This is a genomic window from Gabonia massiliensis (assembly GCF_001403595.1).
In the GTDB taxonomy this organism is placed as follows: Bacteria; Bacteroidota; Bacteroidia; order Bacteroidales; family Coprobacteraceae; genus Coprobacter; species Coprobacter secundus.
Map to the genome: position 1 here is coordinate 72,855 of NZ_LN877939.1, position 25,325 is coordinate 98,179.

21 protein-coding genes and 3 tRNA genes are annotated in these 25,325 nt (G+C 34.7%); 18 read left to right on the forward strand and 6 right to left on the reverse strand.

Annotated features, from left to right (window positions below; translation table 11 throughout):
• Nucleotides 1-34: 34 nt before the first annotated feature.
• From BN2628_RS05175 to BN2628_RS05195, 5 genes are all read left to right on the forward strand, one after another.
• Nucleotides 35-553 carry a ferritin gene (locus BN2628_RS05175; protein WP_021931243.1) on the forward strand — a complete coding sequence of 173 codons (519 nt, stop codon included), beginning with the start codon at nt 35-37 and terminating at the stop codon, nt 551-553.
• Nucleotides 554-689: 136 nt separating this feature from the next.
• Nucleotides 690-1,331: a trimeric intracellular cation channel family protein gene (locus BN2628_RS05180; protein WP_021931242.1), complete on the forward strand. Its 642-nt coding sequence runs from the start codon at nt 690-692 to the stop codon at nt 1,329-1,331.
• Between the two features lie 4 nt (nt 1,332-1,335).
• Nucleotides 1,336-1,758 (forward strand): GtrA family protein, encoded by a 423-nt coding sequence (locus BN2628_RS17765; RefSeq protein ID WP_021931241.1) that lies wholly within the window; start codon nt 1,336-1,338, stop codon nt 1,756-1,758.
• On the forward strand, nt 1,755-2,690 hold the full coding sequence (locus tag BN2628_RS05190; protein ID WP_021931240.1) for a glycosyltransferase family 2 protein: 936 nt from the start codon (nt 1,755-1,757) through the stop codon (nt 2,688-2,690). The genes BN2628_RS17765 and BN2628_RS05190 overlap by 4 nt, the downstream gene beginning before the upstream one ends.
• 18 nt (nt 2,691-2,708) lie before the next feature.
• On the forward strand, nt 2,709-4,415 hold the full coding sequence (locus BN2628_RS05195; protein WP_055096376.1) for an ArnT family glycosyltransferase: 1,707 nt from the start codon (nt 2,709-2,711) through the stop codon (nt 4,413-4,415).
• A gap of 65 nt (nt 4,416-4,480) precedes the next feature.
• Here the strand turns inward: BN2628_RS05195 and BN2628_RS05200 are convergent, their stop codons facing one another.
• On the reverse strand, nt 4,481-4,981 hold the full coding sequence (locus BN2628_RS05200; protein ID WP_021931238.1) for a redoxin domain-containing protein: 501 nt from the start codon (nt 4,979-4,981) through the stop codon (nt 4,481-4,483).
• Nucleotides 4,982-5,319: 338 nt separating this feature from the next.
• Here BN2628_RS05200 and serB point away from each other — a divergent pair, with 338 nt between their 5' ends.
• From serB to BN2628_RS05230, 6 genes are all read left to right on the forward strand, one after another.
• Nucleotides 5,320-6,543 (forward strand): phosphoserine phosphatase SerB, encoded by a 1,224-nt coding sequence (serB, locus tag BN2628_RS05205; protein WP_044230716.1) that lies wholly within the window; start codon nt 5,320-5,322, stop codon nt 6,541-6,543.
• A gap of 148 nt (nt 6,544-6,691) precedes the next feature.
• Nucleotides 6,692-8,998 carry a patatin-like phospholipase family protein gene (locus tag BN2628_RS05210; protein WP_021931236.1) on the forward strand — a complete coding sequence of 769 codons (2,307 nt, stop codon included), beginning with the start codon at nt 6,692-6,694 and terminating at the stop codon, nt 8,996-8,998.
• 121 nt (nt 8,999-9,119) lie between these two features.
• Nucleotides 9,120-9,193: transfer RNA gene (locus tag BN2628_RS05215), tRNA-Arg, on the forward strand.
• Between the two features lie 41 nt (nt 9,194-9,234).
• Nucleotides 9,235-9,309: transfer RNA gene (locus tag BN2628_RS05220), tRNA-Arg, on the forward strand.
• A 122-nt stretch (nt 9,310-9,431) separates the two neighbouring features.
• Complete coding sequence (locus BN2628_RS05225; RefSeq protein WP_021931235.1) at nt 9,432-10,223, forward strand: META domain-containing protein; 792 nt, start codon at nt 9,432-9,434, stop codon at nt 10,221-10,223.
• A gap of 76 nt (nt 10,224-10,299) precedes the next feature.
• The gene (locus BN2628_RS05230) at nt 10,300-10,740 is read left to right on the forward strand and encodes an N-acetyltransferase (RefSeq protein WP_055096378.1); all 441 of its coding nucleotides are present in this window, start codon (nt 10,300-10,302) and stop codon (nt 10,738-10,740) included.
• Between the two features lie 57 nt (nt 10,741-10,797).
• Here BN2628_RS05230 and BN2628_RS05235 read toward each other — a convergent pair whose 3' ends face one another.
• Nucleotides 10,798-12,177 (reverse strand): cytochrome-c peroxidase, encoded by a 1,380-nt coding sequence (locus BN2628_RS05235; RefSeq protein WP_055096379.1) that lies wholly within the window; start codon nt 12,175-12,177, stop codon nt 10,798-10,800.
• 157 nt (nt 12,178-12,334) lie between these two features.
• Between BN2628_RS05235 and nhaD the strand changes: the two genes are divergently transcribed.
• Nucleotides 12,335-13,759, forward strand: a complete 1,425-nt coding sequence (gene nhaD / locus BN2628_RS05240) for a sodium:proton antiporter NhaD (protein ID WP_055096381.1) — start codon at nt 12,335-12,337, stop codon at nt 13,757-13,759.
• A gap of 85 nt (nt 13,760-13,844) precedes the next feature.
• On the opposite strand, the gene BN2628_RS05245 is transcribed toward nhaD, so the two are convergent.
• From BN2628_RS05245 to BN2628_RS05255, 3 genes are all read right to left on the reverse strand, one after another.
• Entirely contained in the window at nt 13,845-14,822 is a 978-nt protein-coding gene (locus BN2628_RS05245; protein WP_055097075.1) for a type I phosphomannose isomerase catalytic subunit, read from the reverse strand.
• A gap of 14 nt (nt 14,823-14,836) precedes the next feature.
• The gene (locus tag BN2628_RS05250) at nt 14,837-16,513 is read right to left on the reverse strand and encodes a glycoside hydrolase family 10-like protein (RefSeq protein WP_055096382.1); all 1,677 of its coding nucleotides are present in this window, start codon (nt 16,511-16,513) and stop codon (nt 14,837-14,839) included.
• Nucleotides 16,514-16,782: 269 nt separating this feature from the next.
• Complete coding sequence (locus BN2628_RS05255; protein ID WP_055096385.1) at nt 16,783-17,529, reverse strand: copper resistance protein NlpE; 747 nt, start codon at nt 17,527-17,529, stop codon at nt 16,783-16,785.
• Nucleotides 17,530-18,441: 912 nt separating this feature from the next.
• Between BN2628_RS05255 and BN2628_RS05265 the strand changes: the two genes are divergently transcribed.
• Together BN2628_RS05265 and BN2628_RS05270 are read left to right on the forward strand one after the other, a co-directional pair.
• A complete protein-coding gene (locus tag BN2628_RS05265; RefSeq protein WP_021931227.1) occupies nt 18,442-18,876 on the forward strand; it encodes a hypothetical protein in 435 nt (144 codons plus the stop codon).
• Nucleotides 18,877-18,950: 74 nt separating this feature from the next.
• Nucleotides 18,951-20,162 (forward strand): sodium ion-translocating decarboxylase subunit beta, encoded by a 1,212-nt coding sequence (locus BN2628_RS05270; protein WP_021931226.1) that lies wholly within the window; start codon nt 18,951-18,953, stop codon nt 20,160-20,162.
• A gap of 76 nt (nt 20,163-20,238) precedes the next feature.
• On the opposite strand, the gene BN2628_RS05275 is transcribed toward BN2628_RS05270, so the two are convergent.
• Nucleotides 20,239-20,325: transfer RNA gene (locus BN2628_RS05275), tRNA-Ser, on the reverse strand.
• 130 nt (nt 20,326-20,455) lie between these two features.
• Between BN2628_RS05275 and mltG the strand changes: the two genes are divergently transcribed.
• From mltG to BN2628_RS05295, 4 genes are all read left to right on the forward strand, one after another.
• Nucleotides 20,456-21,508: an endolytic transglycosylase MltG gene (gene mltG / locus BN2628_RS05280; protein ID WP_055096389.1), complete on the forward strand. Its 1,053-nt coding sequence runs from the start codon at nt 20,456-20,458 to the stop codon at nt 21,506-21,508.
• Between the two features lie 202 nt (nt 21,509-21,710).
• Nucleotides 21,711-23,312 (forward strand): thiamine pyrophosphate-dependent enzyme, encoded by a 1,602-nt coding sequence (locus BN2628_RS05285; protein ID WP_055096391.1) that lies wholly within the window; start codon nt 21,711-21,713, stop codon nt 23,310-23,312.
• A gap of 2 nt (nt 23,313-23,314) precedes the next feature.
• Nucleotides 23,315-23,893, forward strand: a complete 579-nt coding sequence (locus BN2628_RS05290) for an indolepyruvate oxidoreductase subunit beta (protein WP_055097076.1) — start codon at nt 23,315-23,317, stop codon at nt 23,891-23,893.
• Between the two features lie 186 nt (nt 23,894-24,079).
• Nucleotides 24,080-25,270, forward strand: a complete 1,191-nt coding sequence (locus BN2628_RS05295; RefSeq protein ID WP_055096393.1) for an FprA family A-type flavoprotein — start codon at nt 24,080-24,082, stop codon at nt 25,268-25,270.
• Nucleotides 25,271-25,325 lie beyond the last annotated feature (55 nt).

The window sequence follows — 25,325 nt, forward strand, 5'->3', positions numbered from 1 at the left end:
ACAAACATTAACCAATTAGTAAAAACATTTGATTATGATTAGTAAAAAAATTGAAGAAGCATTGAATGCTCAGATTAATGCAGAATTTTGGTCTGCATATCTCTATCTTTCTATGTCTGCCAATTTTGCCGTAAAGGGAAACCCAGGATTTGCAAATTGGTTTAATATACAATTTAAAGAAGAACAAGACCATGCACAGATATTTATCAAATACCTTTTATCAAGAGGAGGAAAAGTAGTATTGTCTCCTATCGAAGCTGTGAAGACAGAATGGGAAAGTCCACTAGATGCATATAAAGATACTTTGGAACATGAAAAGAAAGTAACTTCTATGATTAATAATTTGTATGCATTAGCCAGCGCAGAGAATGATTATGCTACACAAAGCATGTTGAAATGGTTTATAGACGAACAAGTAGAAGAGGAAGAAACTGCTCAGGGCTTGATTGATAGTCTTACAATGATCAAAGATAATGGCTTCGGTATATATATGCTTGATAAAGAACTAAGTGCCCGTACTTATACTCAGGCAGCACCTCTTGCCGGGAAATAAAAAATATATATTTTCTCAATTATAGAGAACCCTAATTAAGGGTTCTCTGTTTTTTTAATACAATCTATGAATTATAAAGAATTTGGTTGGAGCTAATCATTTAAAATTTGTATTTTTGTAACTACTAAATACAAATATGGAAAGTACATTTGTTACCATCATAGAGATTATCGGGACTATGGCTTTTGCAATCAGTGGAATACGATTGGCTTCGGCAAAAAAATTTGACTGGTTTGGTGCATACGTTGTAGGCTTGGTTACGGCAATAGGTGGTGGTACGTTGAGAGATGTACTATTGGATTTACCCGCTTTTTGGATGCAAAACAGCATTTATTTGACCGTCACTGCTTTGTCTTTATTATTTGTTATTTTTTTTGGACAATACTTAATCCGCCTCCAAAATACATTTTTTATTTTCGATACTATAGGTTTGGCCTTATTTGTTGTAGTAGGCATACAGAAAACATTAATGGTCGGTTATCCTTTCTGGGTAGCAATTGTTATGGGAACGATTACTGGAGCATTCGGAGGGATAATACGAGATATACTTATCAATGAGGAACCTCTTATTTTCAGAAAAGATATTTATGCTATGGCTTGTGTTATAGGCGGTATCTTTTATTGGCTAAGTTATAAAATAGGACTAAATGATGTTATCACACAATCAATATCGGCAGCAATGGTAATTATAACCCGGCTTGTTGCTGTCAAATATCATATGAGCTTGCCAGCATTGAAGGCTGAAGATGAATATAACCAATCAAAACAGAAAAAATAAATACATGAATCATCATATATTGAAAAGAATAGATAGACAGACCGCCCTTCAATTTTTCAAATTTTTAATTGTAGGATGTATAAATACGGGATTATCCCTTGCTGTCATTTATATATTGCAAAATGGATTTGATGTAAAATATACTAAAGCAAATCTGATAGGTTATATTTTAGGGGTCATAAATAGTTTTTTTTGGAATAAATTATGGGTATTTCAAAAAAAAGATGGAAAATTTATCCGTGAGGCTTTGTTATTTTTACTTATTTTCGGAATTTGTTATAGTCTTCAGTATATATGTTTGATTGTGTTCGTGGAGGAATTATACTTATCAGAAAACTGGTCTCAATTATTTTCAATGGGAATTTACACCGTTGCCAATTATATACTGAATCGTTGTATAACATTTAAAATGCCTTCTCAAATATGAAACTAAGTGTTATTATCCCTTGCTATAATGAAGAAGCTGTATTGGAGACCTCTTATACGCGCTTTTCAAATGTACTTCAATCTACCGGATACGATTATGAAATGATTATGGTCAACGATGGTAGCAAAGACCAAACATTGAAGATATTATCAACTTTTGCACAAAAGGATAAGAATATTAAGGTAATATCATTTTCACGAAACTTCGGACATCAAAATGCTGTAACGGCCGGATTGCATAATTGTTCGGGAGATATAGCAGTCATTATTGATGCAGATCTCCAGGATCCACCAGAAGTGATACCTGAAATGGTAGAAGTGTATAAAAAAGAGAAGTGCAATGTTGTATATGCAGTTCGTAATAAAAGAAAAGGAGAATCTTTTTTCAAGCTAATAACTGCGAAATTGTATTATCGTACATTAAACTATCTTTCGGACTACTCTTTTCCAGTAGATACAGGTGATTTCAGACTTGTTGACAGAAAGGTTTTAGAAACTTTCAGACAATTTCCTGAAAAGCATAAATATTTGAGAGGGTTGTTTAGTTGGATGGGATTTAAGCAAATACCTTTTTATTATAATAGAGATGAAAGGGCTGCCGGAGAAACCAAATATTCATTTCAAAAGATGATAAAACTGGCTTCGGTGGGCATCTTTGGTTTTTCGAAGAAACCTTTGAAATTAGCTATTTCATTAGGAACTATATCGATATTGGTAGCTTTAGTAATGGTCATATGGATTATTTATTTGCAAATCTTTGCACAAGATAATGTTGTACAAGGATGGTCATCTACAATTATAACAATATTATTTTTGGGAGGTATACAATTATTTACAATTGGTATATTGGGAGAATATATTGGAAATATATTTGACGAAACAAAAAATCGTCCGGAATATATAATTCAGGAAAAAATTAATTTTGAAGAATAACGTCAAAAATCTATATCTATGAGATTAAACTCAAAAGTTACCCTGTTACTTTTACTATCGACTATCTGCATTCTGACATTATTACCATTTTTAGGTCTTACAGATTTTCATACAAAAGGTGAACCCAGAGAAGCCATTGTAGCCGTATCTATGTTACAAAGTGACAACTGGGTACTTCCCATAAATAATGGAGGAGATATTGCCTATAAGCCACCTCTATTTCATTGGGCCATAGCCCTTTTGTCTTTACCTTTCGGAGAAGTAAGCGAATATACTTCACGTTTACCGTCTGCTCTTGCTGCAATCATCATTGCAATTGTTACATTCCTTTTTTACGCACGCAGAAGAAACAACAATTTAGCTTTCCTCACAGCGCTTCTTTTTTTATCCTGTTTTGAGGTACATCGAGCAGCTATGGCATCCCGAGTGGATATGGTGTTGACACTATTTATTGTGACATCTCTGTACCAGTTATATCGATGGACAGAAAGAGACATGAAGGGCTTTCCTTTTGTCGCGACACTCCTTATGGGTGCCGCCACGTTGACTAAAGGACCAGTCGGTATAATCTTGCCTTGTGCTGTAACTGCGATATATTTGCTTGTACGCGGAAAACAATTTTTTACAGTATTGTATCGATTCATTTTTATTAGTATCGTATCATGTATATTACCTGCTATATGGTATTATCTCGCTTACAAGCAAGGAGGAGATAATTTTGTAAATCTGGTCATAGAAGAAAATTTTGGACGTTTCTTAGGGAAAATGTCATATGAGTCTCACGAAGGTACTGTTTTATATTATATATACACAACTATCGCCGGCTTTATCCCCTGGTCTATATTAGTATTATTTTCATTATTTACATTGAAATACGCTTTACCCAATGGGAAAATAACTGTATGGTGGCAAAAATTCAAGAACTATATTTCTCAAATGGATGACACCCGTCTTTTTACTCTGCTCTCTTTTGCTGTCATGTTTGTATTTTACTGTATTCCTAAGAGTAAACGTTCTGTATATTTACTACCCATCTACCCTTTCTTATGTTTTTTTCTGGCAGAATATATGTTCTGGTTATTGAAAAACAGACAGAAAGTTTGGAGAGTTTTCGGGATTTTTATGTCAGTTGTAACTTGCATTGTCTTATTTGTATTCATAGCAGCACAATCCAAGTGGATTACTCCTGAAATTTTACCGGCTAAACTGTCCGAACAATTGGGGCATTATTTGACGGCATTAAATGGCCCATGGAATATTATGGGCATATTTTGTGTTCTTATATTGGTTATCGTATTATACCAGACCTATAGAAGTAAGAGAGACTTGTCTTTAAACAATAGATATTTATATACTGTCGTTGCTCTATTTTTCTGGTTACAAATTTTGCTGGATGCCATTATACTACCAGATATATTGAATGCAAAATCGATGAGGCCTTTCGCTGAGAAAGTAAAAGAGAAAGTTCCGGAAGGAAAGATTTATTCCTTTGTTTCGACTCCTATGCTCCGATTTTTTATCGTGAATTTTTATAATGATAACCGAATAGTTGAATTTGAAAAGGAAAAACCGGAATCAGGTTATTTACTGGTAGGAAAAAGCGATTTTAACTATATCAATACAAATTATGGCAGTAATTTTATATTTAATGAGGTAATGAAGACCAATCGTAAAGGAAATGATGTAAAGGATATTATATATCTATATAAATTCGAGAAAAGATAATAAACTCGTTTTTAAGGAAAAAAACAAAAAAATAGCTTTGTTTTGAACAAAGCTATTTTTAATTTTTATTGACGAATAAGTTGTGTCAATTTTTCAGGGCTAAAGTTTTTGGCAATGATTACCCCCTTAGGGTTTATTAAATAGTTACCAAATCCTTTTTGAAGACGAAAATCCCTAAAAATCTGGGATTTTTCCCCATTTTTGTCGTAATAATGAGTACTTTCGCTCAAGCCATCAAGTCTTACAGACTCTCTATATACATTCTCATTCATATCAAATGAAACAGATACGAAACGAATGTTGTCATGAGCTTCTAACTTGTCTATTGCCGATTGTATTTTTACATTTGATACTCTCGATTGGGCATCATATCCAGCCCAAAAATTCAATATGACAAATTTTCCTTTTTCAGCTTTCAAGTCAAAATGTCCATCAATCGTATCTCCTACTTGAAATATAGGAGCTTTTTGACCGACCTTTATTCCTACTTTAGGTTCATTGGTATTGGCAAATGAAAGCATTAAAAATAATAAAAGTACTGCACCTACGGACTTTAAATTCTTCATAATAAAGTCTTATAATTCGTACTAAATCCGATATATTCGACATCCCGTCAAAAATAACCAGACCCCACTGATTTTCAGCAGTCAATCAAAGCTTTCGGAAGCGCTCTTCTCCCAGCAGAGATTTGTAAAACTTTGCAAAGGTACGATTTTTTGATATAGTAGCCAAATCTCATTTACATTTATTTACATTTTGACAATAAATTAATTTATTAGATAACAAAGTTTTATATTTTTTCAATATGCTATCAGAGTCTTTTTACTGCCTATAAATGGCCTCTCACACTGTTGTTTGTATACTTTTTCGTATCTTTGCAATAAAATGAAGTTAGTAAAACAAAATGAACCAGAAAACAGAAATTATTCTTATCAACATATCCGGAGAGGACAAGCCCGGTGTTACTTCGGCATTGACAGAAATATTGGCCAGGTATGATGCCTTTATCCTCGATATCGGGCAGGCAGATATCCATCATACTCTCTCTTTAGGAATACTGTTTAAAACGACAGGAGATAAAGCCGGCGATATAATGAAAGATCTTTTGTTCAAGGCATACGAACTCGATGTAAATATCCGCTTCTCACCTATCAGTGAAAAAGAATACAACAGCTGGGTCGGACTGCAAGGTAAGAATCGCTATATCATTACTATACTTGGAAGGCAAATTACTGCTCGGCAAATTGCAGCTGTAACCAGTATCGTTGCAGAACAAGGACTTAATATTGACGGGATACAACGATTGACAGGACGTATTCCACTGGATGAAAATTCGCGCAGTACCAAATCCTGTATAGAACTTTCGGTAAGGGGTACACCCAAGGATAAGGACGATATGCAGTCGAGCTTCATGCAATTATCTACAGATTTGGAAATGGATATTTCTTTGCAACAAGATAATATGTTCCGCCGTTGTCGACGACTTATCTGTTTTGATATGGATTCAACCCTTATTGAAACGGAAGTTATCGATGAACTGGCTATACGGGCAGGCGTCGGAGAGCAGGTAAAAGCTATAACAGAATCTGCTATGCGTGGGGAAATAGATTTTTGTGAAAGTTTTAAGGAAAGAGTAAAACTGCTTAAGGGCCTTGATGTGTCGGTTATGGAAGATATCGCACAGAATTTGCCTATAACGGAAGGTGTAGATCATTTGATGGAAGTTCTTAAAACCGCGGGATTTAAAATTGCCATTTTATCAGGAGGTTTTACTTATTTTGGTAACTACCTCAAAAAGAAATACGGAATCGATTATGTATATGCAAATGAACTGGAAATAGAAAATGGAAAACTTACAGGACGATATGTCGGTGATATTGTTGATGGAAAACGAAAAGCCGAACTGTTAAGGCTCATTGCTCAAGTAGAAAATGTCGATATAGCACAAACAATTGCAGTTGGAGATGGAGCAAATGATTTGCCAATGTTGAATATGGCCGGTTTAGGAATCGCTTATCACGCAAAACCTAAAGTGAAAGAAAATGCCAGCCAGTCAATATCAACAATAGGACTGGATGGTGTTCTGTACTTTATTGGATTCAAAGATTCTTATTTTGGAAATAAATAATTTATTGGGTATATTTAGAAAGAGCCTTTGAAAAACCTTTCGAAGGCTCTTTTTGTTTACAATTTGCATATATTATTTAATAAAAGAAGTTCTATTTTTTGCAAAAAAACTGTTAGCTTTGAAAAAATATTTCACCGGATAATATAAAATGAAGAAATTTTTATTGACTTTGTTTACAATATTTATTTGTCCTTCTCTTCTGTATTCTCAAACAGTAGGTTTGGTCTTAAGCGGTGGAGGAGCAAAAGGTATTGCTCACATAGGTGTTATTCAAGCTTTAGAAGAAAATAATATTCCAATAGATTACATTGCCGGTACATCAATGGGGGCTATTGTGGGAGCTTTATATTCGATGGGATATACTCCAGCAGAAATGGTAGAATTGATTAAGTCTCCGGATTTTGCATCCTGGTCTACAGGAACTATGGAAGAAGACTATATTTATTATTTTAAGAAACCAGACTTAGTCCCGGAATTTGCATCTTTTAAAATAGGGCTTCAGGATTCCAGTAAGATTACTCCACATTTTTTGCCTCAAAGTTTGATAAATCCTTTACCAATGAATTTCGCTTTTATGCGAATATTCGCACCCTATACAGCACAATCGGGTGGAAATTTTGATAATTTGTTTGTTCCATTCCGGGCTGTGGCATCAGATGTATATAACAAAAGGCCTCTTATTTTGAAAAATGGAGATTTGGGAGATGCAGTCAGGGCATCGATGAGTTTTCCATTTGTTTTCAAACCGATTGAGATTGATAGTATTCTTGTCTATGACGGCGGCATTTATAACAATTTTCCGATAGATGTCATGAAAGAGGATTTTAATCCTGATATTATTATAGGTAGCAATGTGGCATCGGCAATAGAAAAACCCGATGAAAACAACCTTATGGGACAAATCGAGAATATGGTCATGCAAAAGACTAATTATACAATAGACGAAAACGAAGGTATTCTTATCGACTTCGATTTAAAAGAATTTGGATTACTGGATTTTCCCAAAGCTGATATAATATATAATATTGGATATGAAAAGACGCAGGATATGATGGATTCTATCAAATCACGTATCCCCAGGGAAATTGCAGCTGATAAAATAGCATTGCAACGTATGATTTATAAAAGTAAAACTCCAGAACTTATTTTCGACGATGTATCGGTGCAAGGGGGAAATCATTCACAACAAAGTTATATCAAAAAACAGTTTCATACGAATGATGAGCGTCCTACATTTACTCAAGAAGAAGCAAAAAAATCATATTATAAATTACTATCAGACTCAAAAATTTCCGATTTAATACCTCATGCTATCTATGAGGAGGAGTCTGGAAACTTCAAATTGGATTTGAAAGCAAAAGTAAGCGATAATATTGTCTTAGGTATCGGTGGATATATATCTTCGGGTAATACAAACTTAATATATTTAGGGGCAAAATACAGGACATTAAGTCTTTATTCTATGGATATTGACGTGAATGGCCAGCTTGGGAAAACTTATACTACGGGACTGGCCTCAGTACGGTTCGAATTACCCAGTGATATACCTATGTACCTTAAGTTGATGGGAGTACACTCGAAAAAAAAGTATTATGAGAGTGAAAAACTGTTCTATATAGATGAGTCTCCGACATTCATAACGAATGGAGAATCGTATTTTAAATTAAGAGTCGGACTGCCGTTTCTTACAACAGGAAAAACAGAGCTATCAGCAGGATATGGAACTCTTACTGACAGATATTATCAGTCAAACGTGGTAGATTATAGTCAAACAACAGCGGATAAGAGCAATTATAAATTATTTATGGGATCGATTCGCTTTGAAAAAAATACATTGAACAGTTTTATGTTTCCTGTATCAGGAAATAGTATTTCAGTTGTCGGAGAAGCTGTATATGGTAAAGAATATTATTATGCCAGTGAAGGAAAAGAGATATCTAAACGTTCGACTAATAAAAATAAACATTCATGGTTACAATTGACAGGACAAACTAATCATTACTTGAATTTATCACAAAAATTTACTTTTGGTATACGTTCTGAAATAGTATTATCAAGTAAAGGATTTTTTGATAATTATACTTCCACAATTATCCAAGCTCCAGCGTTTACGCCCACTCCTCATAGTAAGATGGTATTTAACGAAGCATTCAGGGCAACACAATATATCGCAGCTGGTGTGCTGCCTATTTGGAAAATTGTGAATAAGCTGCAATTACGTACTGAACTTTATGGTTTTGCTCCTTTTTATAAAATAAAACGGGGAGAAAACAATAAGCCTTATTATGGGAAATTCATGAACTCGTTTGAATATATCGGAGAGGTTGCTTTAGTGTATGATTTACCTTTTGCTTCGATTAGTATGTATGTAAATAAGTACAGCTATCCTAAAAATAATTGGAATTTTGGAATAGGATTAGGATTCTTATTGTATAATGCTAAATTTATAGAATAATTTTGCAAATCTATATTACTGATTTTTTGAAATATAAATTCAAATAATAAATTTTAGAAATAAAAAGAGCACATTTATTGTTTGGATAATTAAATAAATTACTATCTTTGCAACCGCAAACGGCTCCGTGGCTCAACTGAATAGAGCATCTGACTACGGATCAGAAGGTTACAGGTTTGAATCCTGTCGGAGTCACATAGCACTCTTATTCTGGAGAGAATAAGAATTCAAAATCGGGGTCCCGTGGCTCAACTGAATAGAGCATCTGACTACGGATCAGAAGGTTACAGGTTTGAATCCTGTCGGAGTCACAAAGTTATAAAGTTGCAATTTTAAAATTGCAACTTTTTTTATGTATTTATTTCGGCAGAAATAGCCTCTATACGGCTTTATTTGCTAAATTTGTTTGTATTATATTTTAACTGAAGAAACAATGAAAAAAGTAATTTATTTTATGGTAGCTCTTGTATGCGGCAGTTTTGTTGCTTGCAAGACTCAGAAAAGTTCGTATGTTCCACCAGTAGATATTCAGTCTCTTAATGGTTCATGGAATATAATTTCTGTTAATGGTAAAAAAATAGTAAGCGATGAGCCGGCTTTCCTTACTATAAATATTGCAGAAAAGAAAATGTACGGAAATAATGGTTGTAATGTCATAAACGGAGCAATTATTACTGATGTAACTAATCAAACAGCGATAAGTTTTGATAAAGTTATTTCTACAATGAAAGCTTGTATGCCAAACAATACCGAGGGACTTATCATGAAAGCCTTGAATGAGACAAGATCATATAAGGTAATAGCCAATGGAAATGCAGGGATTACAAAAGTTGTTTTTTGTAATGAAAAAAAGAAAGATATCCTAGTACTTAGCAAAAAAGAAATCAATATATTAACCGGTGAATGGAAAGTTGAAAAGCTAAATGGCGAAGTCTTGTCTGGGGAATATATACCTACAATGACAATGGATATAGCTGAAGGGCGTTTGTATGGAAGTACCAGTTGTAATCGTATGAATGGTACCATAAAAACAGATGCATCAGATGACAAAGCAATATCATTTGTACAAGTTGCAACAACTCGGATGGCTTGCCCCGGAAACAATATTGAGACACCCTTTTTACAATCTTTGGAAAAAGTTACTCATTATAAAATAATAAATACATCTACTATAGATTTTCTTGATGCAACAGGAAATGTGTTGATTAGACTTAATAAGCAATAAATACAGATATTTGAAATTTATAAAAAGGGGTGACAAGTGTATATATCAACTTGCTCCTCTTTTTGTGTATTAATACATGATACGGAGTGCTAAGAAAAGAGAGTATTCTACCCTATCTCAATTATGGCTAAGAGTTTCCATTCATGCACATCATTTTATTCCGACAAAATATTGGACAGATAATGTGCATGACATGGAGATACTGTATCTTCCCCAAGCCGATAATTGGATATATACCAAGAAGAATAAGATATACGGTTTTATTTCGATATGCGACGGTTATATCGCAGCCCTTTTTGTAGATATACCCTATCAACGGCACGGAATAGGAAAAGCATTACTCGATTTTGTAAAAGATAAATATACTGTCAATCTGACACTAAATGTTTATAAAGAAAATTTGCAAGCGATATATTTCTATCGGAAAAATAGCTTTATCATTAAAGAAGAAACAACCGATATACAAACCGGACATCAGGAATATATAATGCAATACTGCAATAATAATCGTCGATAAATAAAAATGGGTATATAAATTATATACCCATTTTTATGCTTTATTCTAATTGAAATATTAATTTGCCGATGTCAGTTTTTTACCTTGAAACTCCCCTGTTAATGTGTTCATAAATGCGACAATTTTTTCTGCATCATTATCTTTTAGTTCATCGCCAAGTTGGTATTTAGCCATGTACTGAACCGCATCTTTCATCGTTTTCTGACTTCCGTCATGAAAATAGGGTGCTGTCAGTTCTATATTACGGAGGCCTGGGACTTTGAAACGATGGCGGTCTCTCTCTTCTTTCGTTTGCTTGAATCGTCCGTTATCCTCCTCTGTTATCGGGGCATTTCGTTCTTCAAAATAACTATGTGCCAATCCCATATATTCGTAAGATTGTCCTCCTAAGTTTACACCGACATGGCAAGTAGCACATTTGTTTTCTTTAAATAATGTATAACCATCTATAGCTTCTTGAGATATTGCTGATTTATCACCTTTGAGATATCGGTCAAATGCAGAATTTGGAGTAATCAATGTTTTTTCAAATTCTTCTATTGCATCGGTAATATTTTTTTCGGAATAACCGTCAGGATATATAGCCATGAAACGTTTGGTTAACTCTTTATCAGCTGCCAGCTTTGCGATAATGTCATCAAACGACTGGCTTGCCATTTCTACCGGATTCAATGGAGGTCCCGCTGCTTGTTCTGCTAATGTTCCGGCACGACCGTCCCAGAACTGGACAAAATTAAATGCGGCATTGTACACGGTCGGAGCATTTACTCCTCCAAACTGACCACCTACACCTTCAGAATATTGTTTATTATCTACTCCCCCTGTATTTAAATCATGACATGACGCACAAGAGACTGTATTGTCTGAAGATAACCGGGTATCATGAAATAGTATCTTACCTAATTCTACTTTATCAGGATTTACGGGTATAGAATCGACAATGGGCTGTATCGGTTCATTTGCAAACTCTTCACATGCGAGACCTGTAGCATAATGGGTTTCACGTTGTTTTTTTACCCAGGAAAGCATCATCGATTTCTCTTCTTTGTTTAGAGATGCACCCCAATGAATCATGTAATAACGATGCAAAGGCATACTTCCATCCGTAACTACTTTTTCAATTTTGGCCAATATCGTTTCATCTATTTTATTTCCGCTGACTAATGATTCATAGGTTTTAGTAAGATCTTCATGTTTCAACCCTTTTTCAATATCTCCTTTTACCATAAAGCCAACAATGGGAAAAGATGCATAAAAAGGTCTTTCACCGTCAGCACTATGACATGATAAACATCCTCCTGTTTCAAGTATAGTTCTTGCCTGCATTTCTGACGTTAAATTGGCAGGAGGTGGTTGGTTGATAACGCGATACGTAATAGCAATAAATATAATAGCTGCCAATATTGCCATTACACCAATCTTTATCCACTTTTTCATAAATATTTATATTAAATTATTTTCACAAAGTTAATAACTTACATAACATCTAAAAAATATTTCTTTACTTTTGTGAAATAAACATATAAACCGAACTATTAATATCATTGTTATTACATAGATTATTTAATCGTTAATTTTTAAATTGAGATTTGCCATGTTACTACCTATTGTTGTCATTTTTATTATCGGTTATCTACTGATTGCTTTAGAACATCAAATTCGTATCGATAAAGCCGCCACTGCGTTATTGTTGGGTATGATTCTTTGGACGTTATACACTATTGGTGCACCCTATATTATTCCTCTGAATGATGCAGCAGAATTTCAGCATTATATCAGTAACTCTACAACACTTCAATCTCTTCCATTGGCCCAACAATGTATCAATTTTATCGTAAATGTAAAAGTAATTGAGCATTTAGGAGATATCTCTGAGATATTATTTTTCCTTATTGGAGCTATGACAATCGTCGAACTTATCGATATACATGGAGGTTTTTCTATTGTTACTAGTCACATAACTACCCGTAAGAAACAAAAATTGTTATGGTTATTGGCCATCATGACTTTCTTTATGTCTGCGATTTTGGATAATCTGACCACTTCTATAGTTATGATTATGTTGTTGAGAAAACTTATTAGTGACCAGAAGGAAAGATGGCTTTTTGGTAGTATCATAGTTATTGCCGCTAATAGTGGCGGAGCTTGGTCTCCTATCGGAGATATAACGACTATCATGCTTTGGGTAAAAGGCAATGTGACAACATCTGGTCTTGTTGGCTACTTACTTTTACCCAGTTTAGTTTCTATGCTTGTACCATTACTGATTATATCCCGAAGAATAAAAGGAGAGCTCAATAGTGGTACAGAAACTGTTGTTTCTAATGTTGGTAACGCATTTACAACAAGAGAACGAATGTTGATACTCATATTGGGGATATTAGGGCTTATATTCGTACCTATTTTTAAAGGATTCACATCTTTACCTCCATTTATCGGAGTAATGATTTCGTTGGGTTTATTATGGATATTTACCGATTGCCTATATAATAAGAAAAGAATCGATAGCAGCCAGCAACACCGTATTCCTTATGTACTTAAACGTATCGATACTCCCACAATATTATTCTTTTTAGGTATTCTTATGGCCGTTGCCGTATTGCAAGCGACCGGTATTCTTACGGCTGTTGCAACATGGCTTGATAAAGAAATTCATAACATTTATATAATAAATATATTACTGGGAATACTTTCCTCCATTGTCGATAATGTACCGCTGGTTGCAGCTGCCATAGGAATGTATCCTTTGCCCGACCCTTCTACTCTTTCGGGGTCGGAAACAGCATATATGATGCACTTTATACAAGATGGAACTTTTTGGCAATTCCTATCTTATTGTGTAGGTGTAGGTGGGAGTATGTTGATTATAGGTTCTGCCGCAGGAGTTGTTGTAATGGGAATAGAAAGAATAAACTTTATGTGGTATTTACGCCATATCTCGTTTATAGTTTTATGTGGTTATTTAGCAGGTGCATTGGTATATATTGCCGAGGTATTGCTAACCAAAGGTGTATTGTAAGGATATAATCGAAATAAAAAGAAAAGAGACTGAGGTATGATCTCCCATACTTCAGCCTCTTTTTTAATTGTTATCAGTCATAAAATTAAATCTTCGGTATATAACATTCGAGGAGCTTAACCTTTGTTTGTACCCCAAATTTAACCCACTCTATTGCTGCCGGTACAAGTATGGTTTCTCCTTGCCGGATGTTTATACTGTTTCCATCATTGTCTGTCAACGAAGCCTCTCCTTCCATACATATATATACGACGAAAGAATCTTTATCGGAAATTGTTCGTTTTATGTCTTTATTTAAATCAAGTAAATTGGTGACAAAATATTTGCAACTAACAAGTCCCACTGTCTTATCTGATTCAGAAGTATATACGGTCTTCAAATCATCGTACATTTTATAATCAATGGCATCTTTAGCCAGTTCTGTATGTAATTCCCGACTTTTACCATTTGCATCTTTTCGATTATAATCATAGATACGATATGTTATATCTGAAGTCTGTTGTATTTCGGCAATAAAAATACCTTTACCTATGGCATGTACACGTCCTGCCGGGAGAAAAAATACGTCTCCACTCTTTACTGGATGAAATTGCAATACATCCATAATCGTATTATTATGAACTCTTTCTACATATTCATCAGGGGTTATCTGTTTGGAAAATCCAGAATATAGTCCAGCACCTTCTTGCGCTGCAATCACATACCACATTTCAGTTTTTCCAAAGGAGTTGTGTCGTTTTGCCGCCAATTCATCATTTGGATGTACCTGTATCGATAAATTGTCTCGGGCATCAATAAATTTTATCAATAGTGGAAACTTTTCACCAAATCGTTCATATACATGTTTCCCTAAAAAATCAGCACCGAAATGTTGTATCATTTCCGTCAGAGAACAGCCTTTGTATTCACCGTTGTCCACGACCGATACATTGCCTTTTACTTGGGAAATTTCCCAACTTTCTCCGACTCCATCCTGTAGTTCTGATAAATGTTTAAACTTGCATATTTCAGCACCGCCCCATAGGACTTTTTTCAGAATTGTATTAAATTTAATTGGATACATTGTGTTTTTTATATTTAAAAAATTAATAATATTTTTTCTTTTCGTATGGACTTTCCAATCAGCCATACTCGATAAGCTCCATTGGGAATATTTTGTAAGCCAATTTTGGGAGAATATCTCCCCTTAAATATTTCTTTTCCTAAAATATTTTGTATAATTATCTGGTCTATATCATTTTCTATATCTAAATATAATTTGCCTTCAGATTTATTGTATTCAATCTTCTCACTAATGTTATAAAAAGGTTGATTAAAATTTGCTTGTGGGCTTTCGTTGTAATAATCATCGAATGCTGTGACAGCAAAGTAACGAAAAGAATTTAAAAGTGAACGAGACTGAGCAGAAAAATTCTTCGAAATACGAGCTTCTATTATATTACCAGCATTATTTATATCTACCGGATATGTTGCAGAACCATACAATACATATCCTTGAGCCTGAGGGACATTATCCCATAAAAAATAGAGACTGTCTTTTGATATTACATATTCTAACAGTTTAGGAGCAGACAGATATTTATTTCCTAAATAAGGCATAGGTGGCATCAAAGCAGGATGGGCATATACGGTAGATGACAGCTCTTCTAAAAGACGCTTATCATTACGAATAAGATTCCCTGCCCGATAAAAGGCCTGCCCATCTATCCCATACTTTCTTCCATCATAAATTTGCCTCATAAAATCTGATAGACTCCAGTCTCCTTCTTTGTAATACAATCTATATGCACCTAACCCACTGACTACCATACGTCCAAATTTATGTTGTACCCAATTTATCAGAAAAGGATAAAAAGATTGTTCACTGAAATACATCATAGGTACGATGAAATCTTGTTTTCCATCCTTAAGCCACTTTTGTGGGTCTTGATAAACTGTTTCAATACAACTCCATCCTAAAGACGAAAAACCAGGAAGAGTATTGTATTTGCCTAAGGGCGAACTGCTAACTTTGATTTTTGGTGAATAGTATCTTACGGTATCATAAATTGTATATACAATGCGGTTTATATTTTCTTGACGCCATCGAGCTAAAGTCTGATTGGGTTTAGCATATTTTCGATAAGTATCCGAATCGGGAAAACGATGTGAGTTTTCGGGATAACGAATATAGTCTAAATGTATCCCGTCAACAGGATAGCAAGTTACTATTTCTTTTACTAATGAAGCTAAATAAAATGCTGTTTGTGGATTACCTGGATCCAAATACCATTCACCATTAAAATATTTACATAGATCTCGATGTCGATAAACAACAGATTTAGCCCGATGACTTTTTACTTGCCTGTTACTCCCGACGGGTATACATACAATCCAAGCATGACATTCAAGACCTCGCTCGTGGCATGCTTGGATTGCATAATCCAAAGGATCATAGCCGGGATTCCTTCCAGGCTGTCCTGTCAAAATATAATTCCACGGTTCATATGCCGATGGATATAAAACATCCCCTCGAAGCCTTGTTTGGAAAAATACAACATTGAAGTTTAGTTTTTTTACCAAATCTAATACACGGCATAGTTCCCCTTTTTGCTTTTCTCTGGATAGTGGGTCTGATACGGGTTTTGAAGGCCAGTCAAGCCCCCAATTAGTCGTCAACCAAACGGCTCTTATCTCGTGTTTCGGATTAGATACAGCATTTGCCGATATTGCTATAAGGACAAAAATAATGATTATTTTACTTCTGAAACACATATATATTTATGACTAATGGAAGCGAAGGTACAGGTTTTTATTGAATTGTGAAAGGTCAAAATACTTTTATCTATTGGTTATAAATTTTGAATATGTGGTACAGATATTTCTTATAACGACAGAAAAAGCTGTTTGTAAATAAATATTGCCGTTGTTTTTTACATACTGTTTATAGGACTCATGTTGCTTTTATAGGAAATAAAAAGCCCTTGACTAAGATTAAGTCAAGGACTCGATTTGATATACCGCTCAATATATCAATATTGATTTTATGAAGTTATTTTCTGATAATTTCCCGCCAAGTTACCATCATCTGTACAGAAAGGGATTGAGTCTTTATAATTATCAGAGGTAGAGATGTTTAACATTCCTGTTCCGGTCGAATGTATTATCATCGTTGATTTTAAATCAGGATTTACTTTATTCAAATCGACTACTATTTGGTTATTTATGATTTCTCCATTTCCTGTAAAAGTACAACCTTTCTTTTGCCCTGTAAATGTAATTTTTATCAATACCTGATCGTCCGAGGTTTTTTCTATTACCAAAAATTGTTTATATCCTTCATTTTCTAAACCACTTTGTATGTATTCTCCCAGAAAATAATCGGATGTCAATTGGGGGACTCTTTTTAATTGATATTTTCCAGGCATCGATACGGATTCTTTCCCATTCTTATCTACTAAAGTTATAACTGTATCCGATTGTGGTAAATAGTATAATTTTTCACTATCGAATGTCCCGACAATCAGACTATCCTTAATTGACCATTTTCCATATTGGGTAAATGACGTACCGTTTGAATTAAGATAGAGGGATGTCATTACAATAGTACTATCAGGATTGATTGTAACTGAGGTTTCAATACCTGGACAATCGGCACAAGGCAATTTCCCTACAAACACTCCAGGTTTTACTTTTTGCAATATCTCCATATTTTGTTTTTTATTGCTGCACGAAGATATACCGACTAATGCCAATATATACCAAAGGGTAATAATAGTTTCTTTTCTCATAAAATCTTTTTAAGTTTTATTTCTATAACAGATTATATGACGTAAAAGATGAATCCAACCTGATTATTATCTGATAATTTTGAGATTATTTATATCTATTGATATAAAAAAACGGTCACAAATACATATGATATAAAATATTGCACGAAACAGGAGTAATATATCGATTATAATTGTTATGTTTGTATATGATAAAGTATCTGATGAGAATACTAATCATTTGTGCTTTTATATTGTTTGGGTTATCAAACTCTTCTAAAAGCTTTGATACGGATTCGAAGTGCAATGTTACTTCTGTCCGTACTCAAGATTCTTGCTTTTATGACTTTCCCAATTATCAATTTTCAGCTATCGTTCAACCAGAATTTGAGAGGCAAGATATTTGGTCTTTTAAAGAGCCCAATATCTTTGATTCTTTTGCAGGCGATGCAATAGTATTGTCCGTGTCTAATATCAGATGTCAAGAATTCCCTTTGATTTTAAAATTTATATCAAATTTTCAGGATGTTTTATATTCAAATGGACGAAAATTATATACTCTTTTAAAAGAACGAGTACAATACCTTTCAATTCAGAAAATGACTTTCCGATATTTCATATATGCTCTCAGGCGTATTCTAATTTGATAAATATCTAAGGGGTTGTTTAAATTTTTCAACAAAAATAATTCAATTCGATTTACGTCGCATTTTCGTTTGGTCTATTTCCCGTTCTTGTTCGCCTAATAGCCCATTTTCATAAAAAACAGCCTCAAAAGAAATTCTCAGAGCAGACTCAGCAAAATTGAATTAAATTCTAAATATTTTGACTTTCTATTTCCAAGTTTTTTACTTGAATTTATGGAAGTATAAATATGTATATATCTAAATTTCTTATTCTGAAAAACATTATAATTAACTAAATATTTGGACTATGTCTCATTTATTATTATCAACATCTGCAATGATGATACTTACATTTATTATAGGCTTTCTTGTTGCAGGAATAATAAAATTGATCGCAGTATGGGCCGATTCTCTCGATTTTTACAATTCGCATCAAGAGGAAATAATGCGTTTGAAACGATTGCGCAAATATCATCAGAAAATGGCTAAAAAGATAGAACAAGAAGCTATTAAGATTTTTAAAATTTATGATGACAAACGTGATGAATTCAGTAGAGGTATCAATGAAGATCCCCGAGAAACACGTCCAGCCGGATATTATCACGGAGTCAGCCACGGAACTTCAGATCTCGATCTTATCGACTACCATTACAGGGAAGATACACAATTAATGTACCTTAAAAAGCAAGAGCAAATGAAAGGAGAACAAAATAATCAAGCGAAATTTTCGAAAGAACTTTAGTCTATATATAAAATTCTCTTCTGGAAAACTCAAGCAAATTCTATATTGAAAAATGTTTAAATTTGATTCAAAACATGGAAAATATTGATTTTTTTAACTTGTTTCAAGGGATAGGCACTATGGTGGCCGGAGGTTGGGTACTTGCTTTTGCCCGTATATTTTTAATAGTTTTAGGTGGTATTCTTGTTTATTTAGGATGGAAAGGAATCCTTGAACCAATGGTAATGATTCCTATGGGACTCGGTATGATTGCAATTAATTGCGGTACACTTTTTATGGGTGATGGGCTCGGCAATTTATTTCTTGATCCGATGCTCTCTGATACGGATGAATTGATGAACACCATGCAGATAGACTTTTTACAACCAGTATATACCCTAACATTCAGCAATGGTCTTATTGCCTGCTTCGTATTTATGGGAATAGGAACATTACTGGATGTAAGTTTCTTGCTCCAAAAGCCTTTTGCCAGCCTCTTTTTGGCCCTCTGTGCAGAATTAGGAACATTTCTTACTTTACCTATTGCTTCGGCATTCGGACTCGATTTGAAAGAAAGCGCCTCTATCGCTATGGTTGGAGGTGCTGACGGACCAATGGTACTTTTTACATCACTTATGATGGCCAAGCATTTATTTGTTCCTATTACGGTTGTAGCCTATTTATATTTAGGGCTCACTTATGGAGGGTATCCCTATCTTGTAAAACTAATGGTTCCAAAACGCTTGCGAGCTATAAAAATAGAGCAAAAAAAGGCTCCTAAGAATTATGATTCTAAAGTAAAGTTGGCTTTTTCTGTTGTCTTATGTGCCGTATTATGTTTCTTGTTCCCGGTAGCTTCTCCATTATTCTTTTCTTTATTTTTAGGGGTTGCTGTTCGAGAATCAGGGATGAAACATATTTGTGATTTTGTAAGTGGACCATTATTATACGGTTCAACTTTTATGTTAGGATTACTTTTGGGGGTATTATGTGACGCCCATCTTTTATTAGACCCAAAGATCTTAAAACTTTTAATATTGGGTATCACTGCTTTATTATTGTCCGGTATCGGCGGTATAATAGGTGGCTATATCATGTATTTTATAAAGAAAGGCAACTATAATCCTGTAATAGGTATTGCAGCTGTCAGTTGTGTCCCAACAACAGCAAAGGTAGCCCAGAAGATTGTAAGTAAAGATAATCCCAACTCGTTTATTCTTGGAGATGCTTTAGGGGCCAATATCTCCGGAGTGATTACTTCAGCTATTATTACTGGTATTTATGTAACGATAATACCATATCTATAAAATGATAAAGCTTTACAATAAGAAATGCCCTCCAAAAAGTTTTATGTCTAACTTTTCGGAGGGCACTTCGGCATAGCGGAAGGAGGGGGATTCGAACCCCCGGTACCGTTACCAGTACGACAGTTTAGCAAACTGTTGGTTTCAGCCACTCACCCATCCTTCCTTGCGAGCCCTTCTTGGCTAAAGCTCTGCAAAGATAAATTGCAAAAATATAATATGCAAATATTCGACATGCATTTATTCGGGAAATAATATGTACTTTTACACGATAATTAAGCTTTAGTGTAAAGATAATGGCAAAGAAAAAAAAGAAATCAAAGAATGTCCTTAAAAAAATAATATTCGTATTTTCGTCAATCATCGTACTTCTACTAATTGGGGCAGGTATAATTTGGAAAAGGTATCTTGTCGATAGTGTTACAGAAAAATCTTTTTGGATATATATAGATAAGAGCAGTACTCTTGAAAATGTATTAGAGGATTTAAGTCAAAATATAGCTCCGTCAGAAGTGAGGCGTATCGCCAGAATGGCGAAACTGAATAATTATAATCCTAAAAATCAACCGGGAGCATATCGTATTGATCCCCAAATGGGTGCATTTAAAGTATATAGAAAATTGTCTCATGGAACTCAAAACCCTATTCGATTTACATTCAATAATTTGCGTACAAAAGAAGAACTTGCAGAACGAATAGGTAATTCATTTATGATATCGAAAAGTGACGTGTTGGCTCTTCTTAATAATCCGTCAGTTGCTACTGATTATGGATTTGATCGGTATACATTCGTTTCCATGTTTATTCCTGATACATATGAAATGTACTGGACGATTTCATCTCGCCGTTTTTTAGATAAGATGTATGATGAGTATGTAAAATTTTGGAATGAGGAACGGAAAAAGAAAGCATCTGAAATAGGTCTGACTTTACAAGGAGTATCAACATTAGCCTCTATTGTCGAAGAAGAAACCAAAGCTAAAGACGAAATGAAAGTCGTGGCTGGACTTTATCTTAATCGACTAAAAAAGGGTATGTTGTTACAAGCTGATCCGACAGTAAAATTTGCAATAAATGATTTTGGCGTAAAACGTATCTTGCACGAACATTTGAATATTGATTCTCCTTATAATACATATAAAAATTTAGGATTGCCTCCAGGGCCTATCCGTATCCCATCGAAAGCAGCAATAGAAGCAGTTCTGAATTATGAGCATCATGACTATATTTATATGTGTGCTAAAGAAGATTTTTCGGGTCGACACAATTTTGCAACGACTTATACCGAACATTTAAAAAATGCTCTACGTTATCAAAAAGCTTTGAATAAACGCAATATCATGAAATAATCAATTGACATTCCTATACAAAGATGATATTTTTAAAAACAAAATGAAAACTATTATTCTTTGTAGCTCATATTTTGTTACAAATTCGAGTCATTCCCAAAATATTATTATATTTGCATATGTAATTACGGATAAGTTCTGCTATTCGAGCAACGATTCGTTAATTTAAAATCTAATTTCATATTATTCTAAACGAGAAACAATGAGTAAACACCTTTTGTTAGGCGATGAGGCTATTGCCCAAGCTGCTTTAGATGCTGGTATTTCCGGTGTATATGCTTATCCGGGAACTCCGTCGACAGAGATTACCGAATATATACAATCTGTATCACAACATTGGCAAGAAAAAATACATAGTCGCTGGTGTACAAATGAAAAAACCGCTATGGAAGCTGCATTAGGCATGTCCTATATCGGAAAAAGAGCATTAGTGTGTATGAAGCATGTAGGAATGAATGTTGCAGCTGATGCATTTGTAAATTCAGGTATGACGGGGGTTAATGGCGGCATTATAGTTTTAGCTGCGGATGACCCTTCGATGCATTCTTCTCAAAATGAACAAGATTCACGTTTTTATGGAGATTTTGCATTTGTACCTATTCTGGAGCCTTCAAATCAACAGGAAGCTTATAATATGGTATTGGCCGGATTTGAACTTTCTGAAAAGTATAAAATTCCGGTATTGATGCGTATTACTACAAGATTGGCACATTCTCGTGCAGGAGTTGAAACATCGGACAACATGCGACCTCAAAATAAAATATCTTTTCCTGAAGATTCGAGACAATTTATCCTTCTACCGGCTAATTCTCGTCGGAGGTTTAAAACGTTATTGAATGAACAGGTAATGTTTGAAGCCGAATCTACTGATTCTGTATACAACTCATATATTGACGGGAAAAATAAAAAAATGGGGATTATAGCTTGTGGTATTGCCTATAATTATCTGATGGAAAGTTATCCTGAAGGATGTGAGCATCCTGTTATTAAAATTTCCCAATATCCTTTGCCTAAAGCATTGATTGCTCGAATGGCCGATGAGTGCAAAGAAATACTGGTACTTGAAGATGGATATGCTTTTGTCGAAGACAAAATAAAAGGTTTACTTGGTCTTGGTATTACGGTAAGGGGGCGTCTGGACGGGACTCTAGACCGCGACGGAGAATTGAATCCGGATAAGGTAGCCCAGGCTTTAGGGCTAAAAAATATGTCACCTTACACCATTCCCGATATAGTGCAAATGAGGCCTCCTGCTCTATGTCAGGGTTGTGGACATCGAGATATGTACGAAGCATTAAACAATGTCGCCAAAACATACGAAAACGCCAGAGTTTTCAGTGATATAGGATGTTATACTTTGGGGGCTCTCCCCCCGTTCAGGGCAATAAACTCTTGCGTAGATATGGGAGCATCTATAACCATGGCCAAAGGTGCTGCCGACGGAGGTCTTTTTCCCACAATTGCAGTTATTGGAGACTCAACTTTTACTCATTCGGGTATTACAGGATTACTTGATTGCGTGAATGAGAATGCAAATGTTACAATTGTTATTTCTGATAATGAAACAACGGCTATGACAGGAGGGCAAGACTCTGCTGGAACGGGTAAGCTTGAAGCCATTTGCCAAGGTATAGGTGTTAACCCAAAACATATTCGTGTAATGGAGCCTCTGAAAAAAAATATGGCTCAAATGGAAGCCATTATACGCGAAGAAATAGAATATAACGGAGTTTCTGTTTTGATACCACGTAGAGAATGTATTCAGACATTGGCCAGAAAGAAAAGACAACAAAACAAGAAATAATCATGAAAACAGATATTATACTTTCAGGAGTTGGCGGTCAGGGAATACTTTCCATCGCAGCCATTATAGGCGAAGCCGCCGTGAAAAACGGACTTTATATGAAACAAGCCGAGGTACATGGGATGAGCCAGCGAGGAGGTGATGTACAATCGAATTTAAGGATTTCGGATAAGCCAATCGCTTCAGATCTCATTCCTTTAGGCAAAGCCGATCTGATATTATCTTTGGAACCCATGGAAGCTTTACGTTATCTGCCTTATTTATCAAAGGATGGATGGATTGTCACTAATTCGGCCCCATTTATCAATATACCGAATTATCCAGAAACGGAACAAATTATGGCAGAATTAAATAAAATTCCCAATAAGATTATACTTGATGTAGACAGAATAGCAAAAGAAAACGGTTCTTCCCGTACAGCAAATATGGTTTTGTTGGGTGCTGCAACTCCGTTTCTAAATATCGAGTATGACAAAATAGCTGATGGTATTCGGTTTATTTTCGAACGAAAAGGAAATGATATTGTAGAGATGAACTTAAAGGCTCTGACTGCTGGTCGGTATGTTGCCGACAATCAGTGAAATCGATGGCTTAGTTTAATTCTTAATAAGTATAAGAGACAGGTATTTTTATGCCTATCTCTTATTGTTTTATTATTGAAAACTTTAACTGTATCTTGAATTGCACCTTTAGTAAAAGACAACGTTTGGAATAAAATTCGTGTCAATTTTTTTACTATCTTTGTCGGCACAAAAATAGATATTACTATGTCGAATATTACAGAAATCAGACCGAATATTTTTTATGTAGGAGTTAATGACCGTACTAAACATTTGTTTGAAGGATTATGGCCTTTACCTTTGGGCGTTTCTTATAATTCGTATATTATTAAAGATGAAAAGATTGCATTGATTGATACTGTTGATTTTTGCTATACAGAATTGTACTTGTCAAAAATAAGGGCTATTTTAGGAAATCACCCTATCGATTATCTTATTGTAAATCATATGGAGCCAGATCATTCAGCATCAATACGTGCTATTAGGGAATATTATCCGCAAGTAAAAATTGTGGGAAACAGTAAGACAATAGGCATGATTGAAGGTTTTTATGGTATTTGCGATAACTTCTGTGAAATAAAGGATGGTGATACATTGTCTTTGGGCAATAAAAACTTGAAATTTTATATGACACCCATGGTACATTGGCCTGAAACGATGATGACATATTGCGTGGAGGATAAAACCCTGTTTTCGGGTGATGCATTTGGATGCTTTGGTACTATTGATGGAGGTATTATCGATACGGAAATGAATACTGAACGCTATTGGAATGAAATGTACCGTTACTATTCCAACATAGTAGGTAAGTATGGAAATCCAGTACAAACAGCCTTGAAAAAACTTAGAGGAATAGACATAGGGATGATATGTACTACCCATGGACCGGTATGGCAAAAAGAAATAGATAAAGTAATTTCTATATATGATCGATTGAGCCGATACGAAGGTGAGAACGGTGTTGTCATAGTATATGGAAGCATGTACGGTAACACAGAACGAATGGCAGAGATTATCGCTCATGAATTGGCATTGAAAGGCATAAAAAATATTATTTTACACAATGTTAGTAAATCGGATATGTCATACATATTAAGTGACGTATTCAAATATAAGGGATTAATTATCGGTAGCCCTACATATACAAATGAATTATTCCCTAATATAGAATCTTTTATTTCAAAAATCGAAACCCGTGATTTGAAAAATAGAGTGTTCGGCTATTTTGGTTCCTATACGTGGGCTGGTGCAGCTGTCAAACGTTTGACAGCATTTGCCGATCGAATGAAATGGGAAGTGACCGGAGCTCCTGTAGAGATGAAGCAAGGTATTACTCCTGATAAAGAAAACGAATGCCGTGCTTTGGCTGACGCTATAGCAATGAAACTGAATTTATAAATATATATCAAATTTTTCAATAAAAGTTCAGTTCTACTATTTTCTTTAGGGCTGT